We start from the raw sequence: 18,673 nt of genomic DNA, 5'->3' as shown, positions 1-18,673 counted from the left end.
ATAGGACAGTTATGACCGCTTATTATAAGTTTATCAAACGAGAACAGCAGGATGATGGCGTTAGCGTGGCATATTATCAGCCAACCAAGCATGCACAAGGTGCTTGGAATGAGCATGAGCAACACATGGCACCAGCGACAGGCTTGCTTACTGCTGAACTAAAAGGCTATGCACCGCAAGCAGGTACTCGTATTGCCCGTATCAGTCTCGATATCTTGGGATTAATACCGCTTGATGATTTTACCATTACCACGCGTTGTATTCGTCCGGGCAAGACCATTGAGCTAGTTGAGGCAGTGATGAGCAGTCGCGGTCGCGACGCTATTATTGCACGAGCGTGGCGACTCATGACGCAAGATACCAGTCCTATAGCAGGGCTTGAAGACCAAAAAGCCAAACATAAACCTGAAAATTTGCCAGTTTGGGACGATATGAAAGGCTGGCCGGGTGGTTTTATCGAAAGCGTACGCCTAGTTGCGGAACCTGATCGTCGCTCTGGTAAAGGGATGGTTTGGATTACCAATGATATGGAAATGATCGAAGGCGAACCTACCGATGACATGGTGCACTTGCTAGGTATGGTTGATACCGCTAATGGTGTCGTACCACGACTTGGTCTTGGGTTGTCAAAATTAGAATGGATGTTCCCAAATACTGATTTGCAAATTCATATGCATCGTATACCGCAAGGCCGTTGGCTCGGTATTGAAGCCGTACAACAGTATGGCGATGATGGAATAGGGCTGACCAGTGCTGTGTTGCATGACGTACAAGGGCCGTTTGGTCGCAGTGAGCAAATTTTAACGATTCGCCCGATGCCGCGCTAGACGTTTAATGATTTTTATTGTTTTAAAAAACAAAACAAAAACATGTATTTAATATATTTTACAGAATTATAGTAATCGGTTTTAATAGCATTTAACAAGACGATATTAATGGGATCGAAGATTACTATGAAAACAAATAGCCGTTTTTCAAAAAAATTGACTACTATTTTGGATATATTGCTAGAAGCTTATTCAGAATAAGCTGTGCAACTTGAGTTGTTTACTATTGAAAGAAAGCTTTTATGAGTACTGAGCAACAATAAGTACTATCTGAAAACACCGCTTTAGGAAACTAAGGCGGTGTTTTTTATTGAATAACCCTTTTGCGCTTGAAATTTTCTTCTATGCCCCTATTAGTATAGACAGTTTAACGGTTTTGCACACGGCAGGTTTTCTAGTATTAGTAGGTCAGCTCGGGCAAATTTATCGTTATCTTATAATAGGTCTTTCATAGAATTTAAAGGAGTTTTTATGAGTGAAGCAACTCAAGCTGAAGGTCTGAATCCAGAATTAAAAAAACATACGTTTGAAGCGGAAGTGGCGCAGTTGCTGCATTTAGTGACGCATTCACTGTATTCTAACGCTGACATCTTTGTCCGTGAGCTAGTATCTAATGCCTCTGATGCTTGTGACAAATTGCGTTTTGAAGGTACCAATGATGACAGCCTTTATGAAGATGATGGTGAGTTAAAAATTCGCATCGCTGTTGATGAAGATGCTAAAACCATTACTTTTACCGATAATGGTATTGGTATGAATGAAGCGGATGCCATCGAAAACTTGGGTACGATTGCCAAATCAGGTACCAAAGCATTTTTGGACAAATTATCTGAGTCGCAAAAGCAAGAAGGTCAACTAATCGGCCAGTTCGGTGTTGGTTTTTACTCAGGCTTTATCGTGGCTGATACTATTAGTGTTGAATCGCGCAAAGCGGGCGAACCTGTGGATACAGGTGTACGTTGGGTATCAGATGGTACAGGTAGCTTCACAGTTGAGCCTATCACTAAAGCCGCACGCGGTACTGCCATCACTTTGCATTTAAAAGAAGAGTACTCTGAAGGTGAAGACAGCTATCTAGATCGTGGCAAAATCAAGCGTTTGGTTAATAAGTACTCTGACCATATCAGCTTGCCGATTCAGATGCGTAAAGAGATCTGGCAAGAAGACGTAAAAGAAGATGAGAACGACGACGCACCTACTGGTGGCGAGATGGTATTGACTGACGAATGGGAAACCATTAATAAGGCCAGTGCCTTATGGACACGTTCAGCATCTGAAATTGAAGATGATGAGTATGTTGATTTTTATAAAAATATCTCATATGACATGGATGCGCCGCTTACGTGGACACATAACCGTGTAGAAGGCCGTGTTCAGTACACGCAGCTTTTGTATATTCCTGCGAAAGCACCAGCAGATTTGTACACTAGAGAGCAGCAACACGGTCTCAAATTGTACGTCAAACGTGTTTTCATTATGGATGAAGCAGAGCAGCTGCTACCGATGTATTTGCGCTTTGTTAAAGGTGTTATCGATTCAGCAGATTTGCCACTAAACGTCAGCCGTGAGCTGTTACAAGAGTCACGTGATGTGAAGTCTATCCGCGATGGTAACGCGCGCCGTATCTTGACGACATTGGCAAGTTTGGGCAATAGTGAAGACAGCGATAAGCAAGAAAAGTTTGCGCAGTTCTACGCAGAGTTTGGTGATGTTATCAAAGAAGGTCTTGGCGAAGACATGGGCAATCAAGAACGTATTGCCAAATTGCTTCGTTATGCCACCAGCACGCAAGACGGTTTAAAGACCAGTTTTGAAGATTATAAAGGCCGTATGAAAGAGGGTCAAAAAGCCATCTATTATCTAACGGCTGATAACTTGGCTGCTGCAAAAAATAGTCCGCAACTTGAGTTGTTTAAAAAGAAAGGCATCGAAGTTATTTTGATGACCAGTCGTGTCGATGAGTGGGCCATGAACTTCTTAACCTCATTCGATGAGACACCGCTGCAAAACATCGCGAAAGGCGCAGTAGATTTAGGTGACTTGCAAGATGAAGCAGAGAAAGCGGAAGCGTCAAAAGCACAAGAAACTTTAAAGCCAGTAGTCGATAAGCTCAAAGCGGCTCTAAGCGAGCGTGCTAAAGACGTTAAAGTGTCTACTCGTTTGGTTGATAGCCCAGCTTGTTTGGTTGTGGGTGAAGGCGAGCTGTCACCGCAGATGATTCAGATGCTTAAACAGATGGGACAGGACGTACCAGAGAGCAAGCCAACGCTTGAAGTAAACCCTGATCATCCATTGATTAAGAAGCTTGAGAGCAGCGAACAGTTTGATGATTTGGCACAAGTGATTTTTGATCAAGCATTACTAGCAGATGGCGGTCAATTAGACGATCCAGCCGCTTATCTAAAACGTGTTAATGAGTTATTGATGAGATAATGACTGGTATTTGGTAAAAAAAGAGGTCTTGTACGCAAGGCCTCTTTTTTGTTGGTTTTTCAGCTCAAATATGAGCAAATTTTACAAATCAGCCTTATCCTCTTGACCGACAATCCGTTACAATCGCGATAGATTAGCGAGCTACACTATTAGGCAGTATTTAATGCCGCTTATAATCATTTCATAGTGAATTAAATATAAAATTGATATTTATATGCCACGCAAAAATGTAAATTACAGGCATTAAATGGCTAACATATCAAAATATAGTCAAAGTATTGGTAGATTGATACGGTGCTAATCTTGTGTGTGGTACAGCTGTACTATTTACACTCGGTTGCCTTGTATTAACTCTAAATTACCCCGACTATACTTATCATTGACTCACTTTATTTTCTCGGCTGGCTAGAGGTCTAAGTCTTTGTCACTTGCGTCGTTAAAAACCGTATCTCTTCAGCGCTTTTCGCTCAACTTCGCTGCCAATATTATTGCAACCTTATGGATGCTGGTAGGGTCGACGCGTGCGTTTTCTTGGGTCAAACCCACTTTTATACAGTTTGCTGTGTTTGCACTATTAGCACTCGGTAGCAATGTATTGTTTTCTTGGTTGGCTGCCGAAAGTGGCAGTATCTTTAATGAGCAAGGGTTGGTCAGTTATCTAATTTGGCCGATGATTATCCTATTGAGCGGCATTATTCTGGCACGGCGTGCTGGTAATCAAGCGCTGGTTTTTGTGCCCGTGGTGTTGTGGTTGGTTGCTGATACATTGTCAGCGCTATTACAGAGCTTGGTGCAATACTTGAGTAGCTATGGTTGGTTGCCCAATTGGAGTTATTCATTTTTACCCGTCTTATTTTTAGTGCTGTTCTTATGGCAGACGTTAGCGTTGATGTGGATTTTCTTCCATCGCTTGCGTATACCGTGGTGGGAGCGGGTGATCGTACTGGTAGGTGCTGTGGCACTTCTCACGATTTGGCAGCGTAATGTCGCTGACCAACCGATATTTAAGCAGATTCCTGTAGAGCCTGTTTTAGAAGAAGCGGCATTATATGAGCAGCCCCGTTTATTACAGCAAGCATTAAACAGCATTGATCCAAGTACGTCAGGTAAGACTGACTGGTATTTTATGGGCGTTGCAGGCTTCTCTGATCAAAACGTTTTCCGTTCTGAGATTAATAAGGTGCGTGAGCTGTTCGATGTACGTTTTGGCACTAGTGGGCACTCACTATCACTGATTAACAACACCTATAGCTGGATGGATGAGCCAATCGCTACCAAGACGAGTATCTTGCGTGGTCTAAAAAGAATCGGTCAGCAGATGAATGCCGACGAAGATGTTTTATTTCTCACGTTATCTTCACATGGCAACGAGGACATCGTACAACTGGCGAACCCACCAATTGAGATGGATAATTTAGATGCCACTTGGCTACGTGAGGCACTAGATGCATCAGGTATTCGCTGGCGTGTAATTGTAGTATCAGCTTGTTATTCAGGCTCATTTATTGATGACTTGGCATCTCCAACCACGGTGGTGATTACCGCATCTGCTGCTGATAAAGCCTCATTTGGCTGTACCAATACAGCAGAGATGACTTACTTTGGGCAAGCATTTTTTGCTGAGAGTCTGCGAAGTAACACCAGTTTTGAGACAGCATTTAAAGACGCGAGATTGCGTGTTAGTGAACGCGAGAGCTTAATGGGTTTTGAGCCATCAGAGCCGCAGATGGTCATTGGTAGTCTCATGGAAACAGCATTGCCTGCGTTTGAACAGGTGTTATTTGATAATACGCGACCATCCGTCGCTAGTATCACTAACGAGTCTGATACGGCTATTAATATCGTTAATAACAATGATGGTAATCAGCCAGTCGTTGAGACCGCCATTACTACAAACTAAACATTGTGTATTTTGCTTTGAACAAAAGGAACATCACTCATGAATCATTCTTATAATCACAGTTTATCCGCCAACTCACCGCTGACAAAGAAAAGTGTGAATCGCTGTTTTGATGGCGAGCAACACTATTATAGTCATCAATCAACGTCTACCAAAACGCCAATGACGTTCAGCATCTATCTGCCTGACGAAGCACTTGCTGGCCGACTTTGCCCAGCGATTCTTTACTTATCAGGCCTTACTTGTAATGCTGACAATGTCACGCACAAAGCGCATTTTCAGCAGAAATGTAGTGAGCTTGGCATGATATTGATTGCGCCCGATACTTCTCCTCGCAGTAGTGAAGGCCATGATGTGCCCAATGATGAGCGCTACTTTGTGGGTCAAGGGGCTAGCTATTATGTCGATGCTACTCAAGCACCTTGGGCAGACAACTTCAATATGCAAAGCTACATCGTCGATGAGTTATATGACTTGCTGCGCTCAGAGTTCCCAATCCACAGCATTGGTATCACAGGGCACTCGATGGGTGGTCACGGCGCGTTACTGTTAGGATTTAAATTCCCAAGTAAGTTTGTCAGTGTTTCTGCACTGTCGCCAGTATGCGCTGCCAGTGAATCAGCATGGGGTGAGGCTGCTTACACTGAGTATTTTGGTAAGGATGAGTCACTATGGTCGCAAGCAGATGCCTCAAAGACGATCGAAAAAGTCGGTCAGCAGTACTCAAGTATTTTGGTTGATCAAGGCGCTGCGGATAATTTTTTAGCAGAAGGTCAGCTGCAAACGTCTAAGCTACAACAGGCTTGTGAAAAAGCCAAACAGCCTTTAACATTGCGTTATCAGGCGGGTCACGACCACAGTTATTATTTTATTCAGAGCGTTATCAACGACCATATCGAACACCATTGGCGCATGGCACAACTTAGCTAGGCATTGAAGCGAAATCTTTTCACTAAGCCGCTCAGCACACGCTAATGTTTAAAAGGTAAAATTATGGCAAGTTATCAAGATTTAACAGCATCTAATCCCGATGCGAATTCAATACGTGATGCCCATTCAACACGTAACACCCACTCAGAGTCTAAAAGTGCGCAGTCAGCACTTGAGACCATGCAAGCCGAAATGGATGCTGCTCTAAAAAATAAGCAGCATAGCAATAGTGAACAAGTCTCGAAGGCTAACTCAGATGAGTTTATCGCAAAAAATATCAATGACGCGGGCGATAGAGTGCTTGATGAGACTCAAGTCTCGCGAGTGATAGAGATGGCATGGGAAGACAGGACACCGTTTGGTGCTATCGAGCACAGCTATGGTCTCAATGAAGCAGGGGTTATCAAACTCATGCGCCAAGAGCTTAAGCCGTCGTCTTTTCGGTTATGGCGTCAGCGAGTGAGCAACCGCGCTACCAAACATCAAGCAAAACGAGATTTTGGTGTTGGGCGTGCTTATTGTAAAACTCAGTACAAGCAGCGCTAGTCATCTGCGCTCAATATCAGTCGCTTGATGCCCGCTATAATAGACACACCAGTTGCAAGTTTCTTTCTATTTTATTAATACTTTATTTATACATCAATTAGGTAGCTCAATTATGATTAGTCCTTCTAAACCATATCTTATTGCACCATCGATACTCTCAGCTGATTTTGCACGTTTAGGCGAAGAAGTCGAAAAAGTATTAGAGTCGGGTGCCGATGTGATTCATTTTGATGTGATGGACAATCATTACGTACCCAATTTGACGTTTGGTAGCATGATTTGTAAGGCGCTGCGCGACTATGGCATTGATGCACCTATCGATGTACATCTGATGGTGTCACCTGTCGATAGTATGATTGAGCAGTTCTTGGAAGCGGGTGCAAGCATTATTACTTTCCATCCAGAAGCCAGTGGACACATTGACCGTTCGTTACAGCTCATTAAAGATGGTGGTGCTGAATGTGGTCTGGTATTAAATCCAGCAACGCCATTACATTATTTAGACTATGTTATGGATAAAGTAGATCAAATTCTATTGATGAGTGTCAACCCTGGCTACGGTGGCCAGTCATTTATTGAGGGCACTCTGGACAAAGTGCGCCAAGTTCGTCAGCGCATTATTACCAGTGGCCGAGACATTAGATTAGAAGTTGATGGTGGTGTCAAAGCCAGTAATATTCGTGCGATAGCTGAGGCAGGCGCTGATATGTTCGTTGCGGGCTCTGCGATATTTAACCAAGAAGACTATAAGGCTGCTATCGACGCGATGCGTGTAGAGCTTGCATTGGCTAATAACTGTTAATAATTGCCAATAGCTGTCAATAATTGCCAGTCACTGCCGTATAGTGTGATAGCGAAAATGCCCCAATGCTATTGGAGCAAAAGAATCTTAAAATATGCTGTATAACTTATAACGATGCCTAACAGCAAGTTACGTAAAGGTAGGTGAAATATGGACATAAAAAATTCAATCAACTCGTCAGTGTCGCCGGAATCAGCAGCAAGCACAGCGCAGCAACGTAGCTTAGTTCCGAAAGGTATCACTATTGGCCTAGCGGTGTTTGCGCTCGTTCTAAGTCTAGCAGGTTATGGCTTTCGTTTATTGGTCGGCGATGATGTCGGAGAAGTATTGCGTCATGCAGCCGTAATCGTGCCTTCATTTGTACTGGGTATTCCCCTGTTGTTTTGGGTAGGATCACGTATTTTTAACAAGGTTAAAGGTATGCATATCGAGAGCTGGAATGCTATCAGTTTGGGCTATTTGACGTCTTGTATCTCGATGCTATGGTTGATGGGTACTTATAGTTAAAGGCTTTAGCAGCAAAGACGACGCTACTTAATACAGGTAACGTTGTCATATTTTATAAGCTGTTTTCTATACACTTTTTAATCATGAAGTCATACTATATAAGTATGACTGGGATTTTACATGCGAATTATGCCAGCCAGTATTGCCAGAATTATTTACCCAAAAGATTTACCAAATGGTTTGTTTACGAGCTTAATTATAGCGTGTTTGCTATTGGGCTTGGCTTCGTTGCGTAATGGTACGGATTTACAAGGTTGGCTAAATGTCATCGAAAACTGGCTGCTTATGCTGTTGATACTGCCTACCGCGACTGCCACCGTTGCACTACCGTTCAAATATCGCGATCGTACTCTTGAGCTAAAGCTAGTTTATTACCTTGGCATGTTTGTGGCCTTCTTATTTACGCTAGGAAAGCTGCGTTACTGGCATTGATTTTATAAGAAACATCTCATTTAAGTGTTCATCTATGTAGAAGACTTATGTGACAGCCCTTGAATTCTAAGGTGAAAGCGTCCATTGTATGAGTAAGACAGTTTTACCCGTATTACTGTAAAACAATAATGTGGCTACATGCGATTTTTTGCCAGTATTGGACGGGATAATAAGGAGCAAATTCATGCCATACGATATCGATAACGATATAGAAGTAGATAACGAGAGTACCGATCAATTTGCAGGATTTGCCAAAGAGACCACACTTGAGCTAGTAGAAGCGGATGATGGTAGGTTACTATTGCGTGATGCCGAACAAGATGAAGCACCATTGATGACCATTGATTTTTCTGAAAAACTCAAAGAGCTTCTTGGTAGTGATACTCAAGCGATTGGTCAGCACATGATTCATGCAGCGATTCAGGTCATCATGCAAAAGCAGATGAGCCAATGGCATGCACATGTCTATGATAAAGAGCCAACTCACTACAGCTGATAAGTGATTTGATTAGTCGCTAGTAATAGATAATTAATCAAAACGAAAAAAAGGGTTTATCAATTGATAAACCCTTTTTTTTCAGATAAAACCATTGATAAAAATGGTAATTATTTGATTTTAGCTTCTTTAAAGATCACATGCTGGCGTACTTTTGGATCAAACTTTTTGATTTCCATTTTGCCAGGCATAGTGCGCTTGTTTTTAGTAGTGGTGTAGTAATACCCAGTACCAGCTGTTGATACTAACTTAATTTTATCTCTCATGATAGCTTTCCTGTAAATGAGGGGTCTTCAAACGATAGGTACGGATCTAAAATATTAAGTAGCTACATAAGATGTAGCAGAAAAGCAGCTCAATTGCTGAAAATTATCAACATATCGAGCTGCAAGTCTTAACTTAAACTTTTTGACCTTGTGCGCGCATATCTGCTAGCACTTTATCGATACCAAGTTTGTCAATAGTGCGCATACCTTTGGTAGACACACGTAGACGTACAAAACGATTTTCAGACTCTACCCAAAAACGATGGTTATGAAGGTTTGGTAGAAAGCGACGACGGGTTTTGTTGTTTGCGTGCGAAACATTATTACCCACCATAGGGCGCTTTCCAGTCACTTGGCAAACTCGAGACATGGCGAACTCCTAATCTATGAGGTATGAGTTTTTCTCATACCAGTCTGGGCAAGTTGCACGTTTTTGCGGCATGGACACAGCAAGCGGCAGCTTTGCACCAAACAAAACTATATGAATGTTGAGTTGATATTACTGTTATCTAAAGGCAAATAACAAGCATACCAATTCAGAAAATTTTAAAGCCGACATTTATACCATAAAAGAGATGAATACTCAAATATTTTTATGATTATTGTTGGTTTAAAGGGTGGTTATTATACCCTGAAATGAATGGGCTATGTTGTTGATTATTTAATAGTAAAGATTAATTTTCACTTGAGGTTATTTTGTATCAGTTATTATAAAAAATCATCAACTCAGTCAGCAAAGACTCGCAAAAAAGACTAAAATAGCCAGTTTCCTGTGCTACTAGCATTTGAACCTAGTAGCGAGTTTTATTTTTAATTGGGCTTACTATGTCAGACACTACAAAAACGGTTTCATCATCGAATATACAGTCGAGTACCACTTCTATAAATACAGCCGCTCCAGTTGCTATCGATACCGCGACATTGCTGATTAAATGCAAAGATCAAGCAGGCATCGTACAAGCTGTATCTGAGTTTATACATCGATATGGCGCCAATATCATTACTCTCGATCAGTATTCAACTGCCCATGAAGGCGGTCAGTATTTTATGCGTTTAGAGTTTGCCTTAGCAGGCCTGAGCGATATTATTGATAATTTCGAAGCCAGTTTTGGTCATACGGTCGCCAAGCGCCACAATATGGAGTGGCGACTACACAATAATGCGATTAAAACCAAGGTCGGTATTTTGGTATCGAAGTTTGATCATGCATTATTAGATTTGTTATGGCGTCATCAGCGCGGTCTTCTTGATTGCGAGATTACCTCTGTCGTTAGCAACCATCCTGACTTACGTCAATCGGTAGAAAACTTTGGTATTACTTTTCATCATGTACCAGTGACTAAGAATAATAAAGCTGAGGCAGAAGAGCAGATTCATAAATTGATGGCAGGCAATGATTTGCTCGTATTGGCGCGTTATATGCAGATATTATCGTCTGACTTTGTGAAGCGTTGGCCGATGCAAGTTATCAACATTCACCATTCGTTCTTACCAGCCTTTGTAGGGGCAGACCCTTATCGTCAAGCCTATGATAAAGGCGTGAAGCTGATTGGTGCAACGGCGCATTATGTCACTGCTGAACTGGATCAAGGGCCTATCATAGAGCAAGACGTGCATCGTGTGACGCATCGTCAAGGTGTGACGGAGCTACGTGCTATTGGCCGTGATATCGAGCGTAATGTACTGGCGCGCGCTGTGAACTGGCATGTGCAGAACCGTGTGATTGTGGCAGGTAACAAGACCGTGGTTTTTAACTAAGACAAAGCGAATAGAAGACTTATCTAATACGATGGCAGTCGGCAGTAATAACTATTGCTGTCAACCATGATGCCTTTGCTGACGTTATCTTTTATAGCAGCATCTCTAAAACAAACTTGCTACCAACAAAACCAATGGCCAGTAGAATAAAGGCATAAATAGTAATGTTGGCGGCACGCTTGCCACGCCACCCTGCGCGCCAACTACCGAATAGTAGTGTGCCAAATAATAACCATGAGAGCAGGCTAAAGACGGTCTTATGGACAATGTGTTGCGCCATCAGGTCTTGCACATAGACAAATCCAATGCCGAGCGCAATACTGAGCAAGACAAAGCCCACCAAAAGCATATCGAATAATAAGCTTTCCATACTTTGTAGTGAGGGGAGTTTATTGACCCAAAACCGATGAATCGTATGATGCTTAAGCTCGCGTATTTGTAGGCGTAAAAATAGCGCTTGCACCGCTGCCATCAGCAGCACACAATAGGCGGCGAGAGAGAGCAGTATATGAGCCTCAAGCCCGATGCTGATATCAGTGATGGGCTGATAAGGTGCACGACCAACATAACCAATGGTCATGCCCATAAGTGCCGTTGGTGCAGCTAAGATGCCAAGGCTAATGATGGGGCGATAGAGACTAAATAGCATGTAGAAAAACAAGAAAAACAAACTAATCAGGCTAATGGTATTAAACAGATTAAAATTTAGACCATAAAGGGTTACGACGTAGGGATAGAGCAGCACTGCGTGCGCGACCATGCCAGCCGTCAATAGACCCAAGCTGATGTCTTTCCGAATAGGTGTACTTCGAATCAGCGCCCAACCGATGTAAATGCTGACTAAGATATAAGCTAGGCTAGCAAGTAAGAATGCAAGGTGCACAAACATAAAGCCTCGTCTCATACTGAGTGAAAATAGCCGCTCAGGTGAATGCTAAAGTGGTATTATTGGAATGATTAGAATAATTATCCAATTTATCATAAAATGGCAGCCAATTGAGTACCATCTTGCGTATTCCTTATAAATGTTTAGCCAGAGTAAGTTAAATAGAACGGATAGCCCTAAATGATATATTTATAGGAGCGAATGATTTTGCAAAAACCCTATAAGTTTTGCGCCTGCTTGATGCTATAGTATTGATAATACGATTTTTTATAGGGCATTTTTAGAGAGTGTGAGCCAATAGCTAATACCTCATAATGCACCCTAATATTATTTATAAGCCATTCAAATGGTTTAACCGAGAATTATTTTAACTGAGAGTTATTTATGTTTGATACCTTAACAGAACGCTTATCGTCGAGCCTGCGTAATATCGTGGGTACTGGACAGCTGACCGAAGACAACATCAAAGACACTATGCGTGAAGTGCGCATGGCGCTACTGGAAGCTGATGTGGCGCTACCTGTCACTCGCGACTTTGTTAAGCGTGTTAAAGAGCAAGCACTTGGTGCTGAAGTCCTAAAAGAGCTAGCGCCAGGACAAGCTTTTGTCAAAATCGTCCATGACGAATTGACTGAGATGATGGGTAGTGCCAATCAACAGCTAGAGATGACGGGTAAGCCACCTGTTGTTTATTTGCTTGCAGGTCTGCAAGGTGCGGGTAAAACCACTACTGCAGGTAAGTTGGCTAAGTTTTTACAAGAGCGCCATAAGAAAAAAGTCATGTTGGTTTCAGCTGACGTCTATCGCCCAGCCGCCATTAAGCAGCTTGAGCAAGTAGCAGGTCAGGTCAACGCCAAATTTGTGAATTCAAGCGCTGATGAAAATCCGATTGATATTGCGCTGCGTGCTATCGAAGAAGCAAAAATCCAATATCAAGATATTTTGATCATCGATACTGCTGGTCGTCTACATATTGATGACACGATGATGGATGAGATTAAGGCGCTGACTGCAGCGGTTAATCCATCTGAGACACTGTTTGTCGTTGATGCGATGACAGGTCAAGATGCTGCCAATACCGCCAAGGCCTTTAATGATGCGCTGCCGTTGACAGGTGTTATTCTGACCAAAACAGATGGTGATGCACGCGGCGGCGCTGCACTTTCTGTACGTGCGATCACAGGCAAGCCGATTAAGTTTTTAGGTCGCGGTGAGAAACTAGATGAGTTAGAGCTGTTCCATCCTGAGCGTATTGCTCAACGTATTCTTGGTATGGGTGATGTACTGAGTTTGGTGGAAGAAGTCGAGCAAAAAATCGACCGTGATAAAGCCGAAAAAATGGCGAAAAAGATGCAAAAGGGCGGCGAGTTCGACCTTGAGGATCTCTTGACGCAGTTCCAGCAAATGAAAAGTATGGGCGGCATGGCAGGATTTTTAGACAAGATGCCAGGTATGGGCGGCTCTGATATGCAAAAAGCAGTCGAAGATGCCAAGCCAGAAGAAAAAGTGCGTGAGATGGAAGCGTTAATCAATTCTATGACACCATTTGAGCGTAAAAATCCTGATAAGATTAACCCAAGCCGTAAGCGCCGTATTGCTGCGGGCTCTGGTCGTGAGATTCAAGATGTCAATCGTTTGCTCAAGCAACACAAGCAAATGGCCAAAATGATGAAAATGATCTCCAAGCCTGAAGGTATCAGTAAAATGATGAAGTCTATGCAAGGACTGATGGGCGGCGGCGGAGCAGGTGGCGGCGGCGGTGGCCCACTATTCGGTGGCGGTGGCCAACAAGGCGGCGCAAAGGATGTAAATCCAGAGCAAATGGCAAAACAGATGGGTCTTGATCCAAATAACATGCCGAGCACTGAAGAGATGCAAAAGCAGATGCAGGACATGCAGAATCAAGCGCCAAAGAAGTTTAAAACCCGCTTTTAAAAAATATAGTCAATCCTTTATAAAAGAGCTGCAGCGTTAACCTCGCTTGAAGTATCACATATACATCTGTACTCGGTTGCCTTGTATCTCTTTTAAACAGAATCAACTATAGCTGACTGTACTGTCTATGACTTTCTGATGGAAACCTCAAAACTGATATAGTTTTGAGGTTTTTTCTTTTCCTTTAATTCAATTCAGCGCTCATGGATAAAGTATGGAAAACGCAGAAAGTAATAAAATTCGTCTGCCCTAAATGCTATGATAGGCGCTATTTTATGAAGCTAGCACGCTTTTATAATATTCAGTTATCAAGTTACTTTGAAATGCCCAGACTATAAGCCGAGGTTATGATGTTTTTAGCAATGGATACCGTGTTTGATCAGTGCTCAATCGCAATTTTGGATTCGAATGGTCAGGCGCTATCGAGTCATACCGAGACTGGTAAACGTCAGCAGACTCAGCAAATTTTGCCAATGATTGATGCGGCCTTATCCGAAGCGCAGTTAAAGCTTGCTGATATACAGGCATTAATATTCAATCGAGGCCCTGGTGCATTTAGTGGTATTAGAATCAATACAGCAGTGGTGCAAGCGCTATCTGTGGCACATGACATCCCATGTGTAGGCATTTCGAGCTTGCAAGCCATTGCACAGAGTGCGTATCACCAGTATGGTCTGACGCAAGTATATAGCGCGCTTGATGCCCGTATGCAGCAAGTGTATTTTGGACATTATGCCGTAATCGATAGTGAAGCAGCCATTATGCAGCCAGTGCTGATTGCTGATAGTGATAGCACTGAGCAGCTGTTAGATTATGACAGTCAGACTACGCTCGATATAGCCATTGTTGGTAATGGCTCAGGTCTATTAGCTTTGCATGATAATCAGGTTTTTCATGAAGACGTATCGCCGGATGCAGTAGTTATCGGTCAGCTCGGTATCGCCCAGTTTATGGCGGTAGGTGGGACCGAAGCATCACAAGCCTTACCAAAATACTTACGTAATCAAGCTTGGAAAACCCTTAAAGAGCAAGGTAAAGCGTAGTCAATCCCCATTATTTTAGCGCTATGTAAAATATAACAACACACTAAAAACTGTACTAACCAATAGGTCTGTATCTAGGAAAGCCACCGTGGATATCATTTTATTAATTCAAGCTGTCATCATGGGTATCGTTGAAGGTATCACTGAATTTTTACCCATTTCTAGCACTGGCTACCTAATTTTATCAGCAGATGTAATGGGATTTTGGACCAAAGAAAAGGTCGACTTGTTTGTCGTCGTCGTCCAATTGGGTGCTATCTTAGCCGTTATCTATGACTATTGGGGCAGACTATGGCAAGCGCTCATGGGTTTGCTAACGGGTAAAGCAGAAGGCATGACCAATCCAAGACAGCTGGGACTTAGCCTAATTGTCGCCACCATTCCTGTGATGATTGTTGGCTTTACCTTCGCTGATGAGATTAAAGCTTATTTATTTAATCCGATCGTTGTCGCGATTATGCTTATCATCGGCGGTCTGCTGATATTTTATGTAGAAAAATGCCCTAAGACGGTCATTGCAGAAGAGGCTGAAGACGTCAGCATGAAAACAGCATTGATGATTGGTCTGCTTCAATGTCTAGCTCTCATACCAGGGACCTCACGCTCGGGTGCGACTATTATTGGTGCACTGTGGCTTGGTGTCTCGCGCAAAGCGTCAGCAGAGTTTTCATTCTTTTTAGGTATTCCAGTTATCGTAGGCGCGGCATTATTAGATCTAATCAAACATGGTGACGTATTGACCAATAGTGAAGATTGGCTAGTATTAGGCGTTGGCACAGTCGTATCATTTATCGTTGCTTTACTCTGTATTCGCTTGCTAGTAGCATGGGTGAGCCGCCGTGACTTTACGATCTTTGCTTGGTTACGCATCATTACGGGTGTTATCGTGCTGGTCGCTGCTTGGGGCTTTGGTTATCAAATGGCAGGTTAAGCCATTATGATGGTTGATGGCCTTATAAGCAGTAAAAAAGAGGGCAGTTATGAGCAGTTTGCAACACGCTTCTAAGCAGGCTAATGCCTTTATGCAATGCCAGTTACTCTATGTGAGTGAGTCGCAGCAAGCCCAAGTAGATAGCTTGCAAGTATTGATAGAGCAGCACCGATTACCAATCGAATTAAAAGCTGAGTTGTCTGTCGATAAGTTAACGCAAAAGCGTCGTCAGCAATTAAGCCAAACAGCCATTCAACCTATCTTGTTATTGGATGATAAAAATAAACTATCATGGCTTAGTGATGGGTTAAGTGTCGCACCAGAGTGGGACAAACTGCAACGTCGTGTGGTGAGTGCAGGACGAAAGTCTGAATTGCTATTACAAGCTGCCAAGCTCACATCGGATAGCTGCATCATTGATGCGACGGCGGGTTTTGGGCATGATAGCTTGATATTGGGCAGTACGGGTGCCAAAGTCATCATGCTTGAGCAGCAGCCATTGATGGCATTGCTCTTACTTGTAGAGCAGCAGCGAATGAGTACGTTGCCGAATTGGCAAAAGCTGATGTCGCGTCTACAGATTATGAATACGGATGCGCTTAGTTATTTTGAAGGACTAGACGTTGAGTCAGATGCTAGCGAGAGTAACGTCATCGATGTCGTCTATCTGGACCCTATGTTTCCAGAGGATAGCTACCAAGATAGCAAGACAGGCAAGGGTGCTAAAGTTGGTAAGCACATGCAAGCCTTGCATCAGTTGGCAAGCCCTCCAACATCAGACGAAGAATGCCAGCTGCTAGCATCGGCAAAAGCCGTGGTCAGTAAGTATGCTCAACAATCTGGGCGCGTTATCGTAAAACGTCCTCAGCATGCGCCATTGTTAGCAAGCCAACAACCCAATGAAAGCTGGCACAATGAAGCAGTTCGTTTTGACGGTTATTTTGTTTAGAACGCTTTAACTATGGTATTTGGTGATAAGGACGCGCCTTAGTTAGCAGGTTTATAATCATTAAGTTTGAAATTAATGGATTTAGGAGCAAGGAATGTCAACGCTAATTATTTGGGCTATGGGTGCGGTGCTATTATTGATCAATATCATTTTGCGTACCCGAATCCTTCGGCTTGAAGCGCGTCTAAAAGAGCTGAGAAATCCACAAGAGCAATTGGCATTTTTGCGTCAGCAAGCAGCAAAGAAAAATAAGATTCCGGCGATTAAAGCGTTACGCAAACAGTATCCTGAGCTGTCACTGGTCGAAGCCAATCGATTATGGAAACAAGTTCAGTAGCCAGCAGTCAGTTCATTAAGCAGTTATTCTAGGCGCTCTTAGCAAAGTCTATAAACACGCACACAACATATTATATTGATGATAATAGAAAGCCATGACATTTAAAGACAAATTACAGGCCTACATCCAACTAACCCGTTTTGATAAGCCAGTGGGCATTGAATTGCTGCTATGGCCAACATTATGGGGCGTGCTGCTGGCTGCGATGGGTCAAGCTCAGCAGCAAGGAGCAACGGCAGCGCTGCCAAGTCTCAAAATATTTATAATATTTGCATTAGGCGCAATCTTTATGCGGGCGGCTGGTTGTGCGATTAATGATTTTGCCGATCGCAAAGTAGATGGCCATGTGACCCGTACCAAAGGACGCCCATTAGCTGACGGGCGTTTATCAGGTAAAGAAGCCGTCGCTGCGTTTTTGGTGTTGGTGTTATTAAGTGCCAGTCTGTTATTTTTTCTACCTATTGCCGTGTTTTATTGGTCGTTTGGTGCCGTTATATTGGCGTTCATTTATCCGTTTATGAAACGTTATACACATTTGCCGCAAGTATTTTTAGCAGCAGCTTTTGGCTGGGCAATACCGATGGCTTATGTGGCCGTACAAGGTGCTCCTGATATCTGGTGTTGGTTATTGTTTTTAGCCTATATGTGCTGGACAGTGGCGTACGATACGCAGTATGCGATGGCTGACCGCGAGGACGATTTAAAAATTGGGGTAAAATCAACGGCGATATTATTTGGTCGCTATGATGTGATTATCATCTCGCTACTACAAACGTTGTTTTTGCTTATTATGGGCGTGGTCATGTGGCACTATTTTGCGCCGACTACATTGGGTGTTACGCCAATATTTGGTTTGGCACTGGTAGCCATGATGTTTGCTAAGCAAAACAGTGCTTGTGCTAGCTACAATGCATTGGCTTGCTTTCAGGCATTTTTGGCTAATATTTGGGTAGGACGTTACGTCTTTGCTCTCATTGCCATCGCTTGTATATGGACGACGTTCAATGGATAAATTGTCGAAATTCCAAGCGAAAGGAAGTTCTGCCGCTAATACGCCTATTATTGATTATCAGGCAAGACTGGCTGAGCATGGTCTCACACGCGAGCAAGTCATTGCGACCGAGCGTAAATTGGCAAAGTTTGCCAATACCATGGATTCGTTAGTACGGATACCGTTCACCAAACAAGGTATGGGTGCGGATGCGGCGCTTTCAACCATTCCATTGGCGGGCGATTTGGCAGGACTGGCACTGACGAGCTATGCATTTATATTGGGTCGTCAATTGGGTGTGCCAGCACATAAGATGACGCCAGCAGTTAGGCTAGCACTCATTGATATGGTAGTAGGTATCGTGCCTGGTATTGGGACGCTGCTCGATATATTCATTCGTCCGAGTCGTAAGACATTGGGTATCGTGCACGAGCATCTACATAATGAATATGGCATCACCGAAACGATGCATATGGATCGACCATTTTTACATCAATCACTAGAAGATAAGCAACAGCAAAGTCATTTTGGTTTTTTTTGGCGCAATCCAATCGTTGCTTGGCTATATCTGCATATCCCTGATATTTTAGGATTAATCGTCATTGTGGTGATTGGTTGGGGATTATGGGCAATGATAAGTTGGTTGGTCAGCCTATTCGGGCAAACCACCGGGTTTGGCTAAAATAAAAGAATAAGGCGGCACA

20 protein-coding genes are annotated in these 18,673 nt (G+C 43.1%); 17 read left to right on the top strand and 3 right to left on the bottom strand.

The genetic code is table 11. The features are described 5' to 3' along the window. Positions 1–11: 11 nt before the first annotated feature. The 9 genes from DFP82_RS08360 (at position 12) to DFP82_RS08320 (ending at position 8,873) form a co-directional block, all read left to right on the top strand. Positions 12–827, top strand: coding sequence for a thioesterase family protein (locus tag DFP82_RS08360; RefSeq protein WP_110923270.1), 816 nt, complete (start codon positions 12–14; stop codon positions 825–827). Between the two features lie 471 nt (positions 828–1,298). Next, positions 1,299–3,260, top strand: coding sequence for a molecular chaperone HtpG (gene htpG, locus DFP82_RS08355; RefSeq protein WP_110923269.1), 1,962 nt, complete (start codon positions 1,299–1,301; stop codon positions 3,258–3,260). A gap of 421 nt (positions 3,261–3,681) precedes the next feature. Further along, the gene (locus tag DFP82_RS08350; RefSeq protein WP_110923268.1) at positions 3,682–5,160 is read left to right on the top strand and encodes a C13 family peptidase; all 1,479 of its coding nucleotides are present in this window, start codon (positions 3,682–3,684) and stop codon (positions 5,158–5,160) included. A 39-nt stretch (positions 5,161–5,199) separates the two neighbouring features. Then, positions 5,200–6,090, top strand: a complete 891-nt coding sequence (gene fghA / locus DFP82_RS08345; RefSeq protein WP_110923267.1) for an S-formylglutathione hydrolase — start codon at positions 5,200–5,202, stop codon at positions 6,088–6,090. 297 nt (positions 6,091–6,387) lie between these two features. After that, positions 6,388–6,636, top strand: coding sequence for a TIGR03643 family protein (locus tag DFP82_RS14820; RefSeq protein WP_227676205.1), 249 nt, complete (start codon positions 6,388–6,390; stop codon positions 6,634–6,636). A gap of 112 nt (positions 6,637–6,748) precedes the next feature. Continuing rightward, positions 6,749–7,438, top strand: coding sequence for a ribulose-phosphate 3-epimerase (rpe, locus tag DFP82_RS08335; protein WP_110923266.1), 690 nt, complete (start codon positions 6,749–6,751; stop codon positions 7,436–7,438). A 150-nt stretch (positions 7,439–7,588) separates the two neighbouring features. Next, entirely contained in the window at positions 7,589–7,945 is a 357-nt protein-coding gene (locus DFP82_RS08330) for a hypothetical protein (protein ID WP_110923265.1), read from the top strand. A 120-nt stretch (positions 7,946–8,065) separates the two neighbouring features. Continuing rightward, positions 8,066–8,377 (top strand): hypothetical protein, encoded by a 312-nt coding sequence (locus DFP82_RS08325; RefSeq protein WP_110923264.1) that lies wholly within the window; start codon positions 8,066–8,068, stop codon positions 8,375–8,377. A 184-nt stretch (positions 8,378–8,561) separates the two neighbouring features. Then, the gene (locus DFP82_RS08320; protein WP_110923263.1) at positions 8,562–8,873 is read left to right on the top strand and encodes a hypothetical protein; all 312 of its coding nucleotides are present in this window, start codon (positions 8,562–8,564) and stop codon (positions 8,871–8,873) included. Positions 8,874–8,983: 110 nt separating this feature from the next. Here DFP82_RS08320 and rpmG read toward each other — a convergent pair whose 3' ends face one another. Together rpmG and rpmB are read right to left on the bottom strand one after the other, a co-directional pair. Then, positions 8,984–9,139 (bottom strand): 50S ribosomal protein L33, encoded by a 156-nt coding sequence (gene rpmG, locus DFP82_RS08315; protein WP_010201403.1) that lies wholly within the window; start codon positions 9,137–9,139, stop codon positions 8,984–8,986. 133 nt (positions 9,140–9,272) lie between these two features. Further along, positions 9,273–9,509 carry a 50S ribosomal protein L28 gene (rpmB, locus tag DFP82_RS08310; RefSeq protein ID WP_010201401.1) on the bottom strand — a complete coding sequence of 79 codons (237 nt, stop codon included), beginning with the start codon at positions 9,507–9,509 and terminating at the stop codon, positions 9,273–9,275. Positions 9,510–9,964: 455 nt separating this feature from the next. Between rpmB and purU the strand changes: the two genes are divergently transcribed. After that, positions 9,965–10,897: a formyltetrahydrofolate deformylase gene (gene purU / locus DFP82_RS08305; protein ID WP_245905685.1), complete on the top strand. Its 933-nt coding sequence runs from the start codon at positions 9,965–9,967 to the stop codon at positions 10,895–10,897. Between the two features lie 91 nt (positions 10,898–10,988). On the opposite strand, the gene DFP82_RS08300 is transcribed toward purU, so the two are convergent. Beyond that, positions 10,989–11,780 (bottom strand): cytochrome C assembly family protein, encoded by a 792-nt coding sequence (locus tag DFP82_RS08300; protein ID WP_413786940.1) that lies wholly within the window; start codon positions 11,778–11,780, stop codon positions 10,989–10,991. A 387-nt stretch (positions 11,781–12,167) separates the two neighbouring features. Between DFP82_RS08300 and ffh the strand changes: the two genes are divergently transcribed. From ffh to DFP82_RS08265, 7 genes are all read left to right on the top strand, one after another. Continuing rightward, the gene (gene ffh / locus DFP82_RS08295) at positions 12,168–13,718 is read left to right on the top strand and encodes a signal recognition particle protein (protein WP_110923261.1); all 1,551 of its coding nucleotides are present in this window, start codon (positions 12,168–12,170) and stop codon (positions 13,716–13,718) included. Between the two features lie 350 nt (positions 13,719–14,068). Beyond that, the gene (tsaB, locus tag DFP82_RS08290; RefSeq protein ID WP_110923340.1) at positions 14,069–14,761 is read left to right on the top strand and encodes a tRNA (adenosine(37)-N6)-threonylcarbamoyltransferase complex dimerization subunit type 1 TsaB; all 693 of its coding nucleotides are present in this window, start codon (positions 14,069–14,071) and stop codon (positions 14,759–14,761) included. Positions 14,762–14,849: 88 nt separating this feature from the next. Then, positions 14,850–15,692 (top strand): undecaprenyl-diphosphate phosphatase, encoded by an 843-nt coding sequence (locus DFP82_RS08285; RefSeq protein WP_110923260.1) that lies wholly within the window; start codon positions 14,850–14,852, stop codon positions 15,690–15,692. A gap of 49 nt (positions 15,693–15,741) precedes the next feature. Beyond that, entirely contained in the window at positions 15,742–16,641 is a 900-nt protein-coding gene (locus tag DFP82_RS08280) for a class I SAM-dependent methyltransferase (RefSeq protein WP_110923259.1), read from the top strand. Positions 16,642–16,735: 94 nt separating this feature from the next. Next, positions 16,736–16,978, top strand: coding sequence for a hypothetical protein (locus DFP82_RS08275; RefSeq protein WP_110923258.1), 243 nt, complete (start codon positions 16,736–16,738; stop codon positions 16,976–16,978). A gap of 94 nt (positions 16,979–17,072) precedes the next feature. Beyond that, a complete protein-coding gene (gene ubiA / locus DFP82_RS08270; RefSeq protein ID WP_110923257.1) occupies positions 17,073–17,990 on the top strand; it encodes a 4-hydroxybenzoate octaprenyltransferase in 918 nt (305 codons plus the stop codon). Continuing rightward, entirely contained in the window at positions 17,983–18,651 is a 669-nt protein-coding gene (locus DFP82_RS08265; protein ID WP_110923256.1) for a DUF4112 domain-containing protein, read from the top strand. Before ubiA ends, DFP82_RS08265 begins: the two co-directional genes overlap by 8 nt. Positions 18,652–18,673: the final 22 nt, after the last annotated feature.

This window comes from Psychrobacter fozii (genome assembly GCF_003217155.1).
Lineage (GTDB): Bacteria > Pseudomonadota > Gammaproteobacteria > Pseudomonadales > Moraxellaceae > Psychrobacter > Psychrobacter fozii.
The sequence above is the reverse complement of the archived record's forward strand: the minus strand, read 5'-3'. Positions and strand labels throughout refer to the sequence as shown.

What these genes read in the sequence shown, in the direction of transcription:
- DFP82_RS08280 (WP_110923259.1), top strand. Translation starts at nt 15,742, where the DNA reads ATGAGCAGTTTGCAACACGCTTCTAAGCAGGCTAATGCCTTTATGCAA.
- DFP82_RS08330 (WP_110923265.1), top strand. Translation starts at nt 7,589, where the DNA reads ATGGACATAAAAAATTCAATCAACTCGTCAGTGTCGCCGGAATCAGCA.
- DFP82_RS08275 (WP_110923258.1), top strand. Translation starts at nt 16,736, where the DNA reads ATGTCAACGCTAATTATTTGGGCTATGGGTGCGGTGCTATTATTGATC.
- DFP82_RS08325 (WP_110923264.1), top strand. Translation starts at nt 8,066, where the DNA reads ATGCGAATTATGCCAGCCAGTATTGCCAGAATTATTTACCCAAAAGAT.
- rpmB (WP_010201401.1), bottom strand. Translation starts at nt 9,509, where the DNA reads ATGTCTCGAGTTTGCCAAGTGACTGGAAAGCGCCCTATGGTGGGTAAT.
- htpG (WP_110923269.1), top strand. Translation starts at nt 1,299, where the DNA reads ATGAGTGAAGCAACTCAAGCTGAAGGTCTGAATCCAGAATTAAAAAAA.
- ffh (WP_110923261.1), top strand. Translation starts at nt 12,168, where the DNA reads ATGTTTGATACCTTAACAGAACGCTTATCGTCGAGCCTGCGTAATATC.
- DFP82_RS08265 (WP_110923256.1), top strand. Translation starts at nt 17,983, where the DNA reads ATGGATAAATTGTCGAAATTCCAAGCGAAAGGAAGTTCTGCCGCTAAT.
- DFP82_RS08320 (WP_110923263.1), top strand. Translation starts at nt 8,562, where the DNA reads ATGCCATACGATATCGATAACGATATAGAAGTAGATAACGAGAGTACC.
- purU (WP_245905685.1), top strand. Translation starts at nt 9,965, where the DNA reads ATGTCAGACACTACAAAAACGGTTTCATCATCGAATATACAGTCGAGT.
- DFP82_RS08360 (WP_110923270.1), top strand. Translation starts at nt 12, where the DNA reads ATGACCGCTTATTATAAGTTTATCAAACGAGAACAGCAGGATGATGGC.
- ubiA (WP_110923257.1), top strand. Translation starts at nt 17,073, where the DNA reads ATGACATTTAAAGACAAATTACAGGCCTACATCCAACTAACCCGTTTT.
- rpe (WP_110923266.1), top strand. Translation starts at nt 6,749, where the DNA reads ATGATTAGTCCTTCTAAACCATATCTTATTGCACCATCGATACTCTCA.
- tsaB (WP_110923340.1), top strand. Translation starts at nt 14,069, where the DNA reads ATGTTTTTAGCAATGGATACCGTGTTTGATCAGTGCTCAATCGCAATT.
- rpmG (WP_010201403.1), bottom strand. Translation starts at nt 9,139, where the DNA reads ATGAGAGATAAAATTAAGTTAGTATCAACAGCTGGTACTGGGTATTAC.
- fghA (WP_110923267.1), top strand. Translation starts at nt 5,200, where the DNA reads ATGAATCATTCTTATAATCACAGTTTATCCGCCAACTCACCGCTGACA.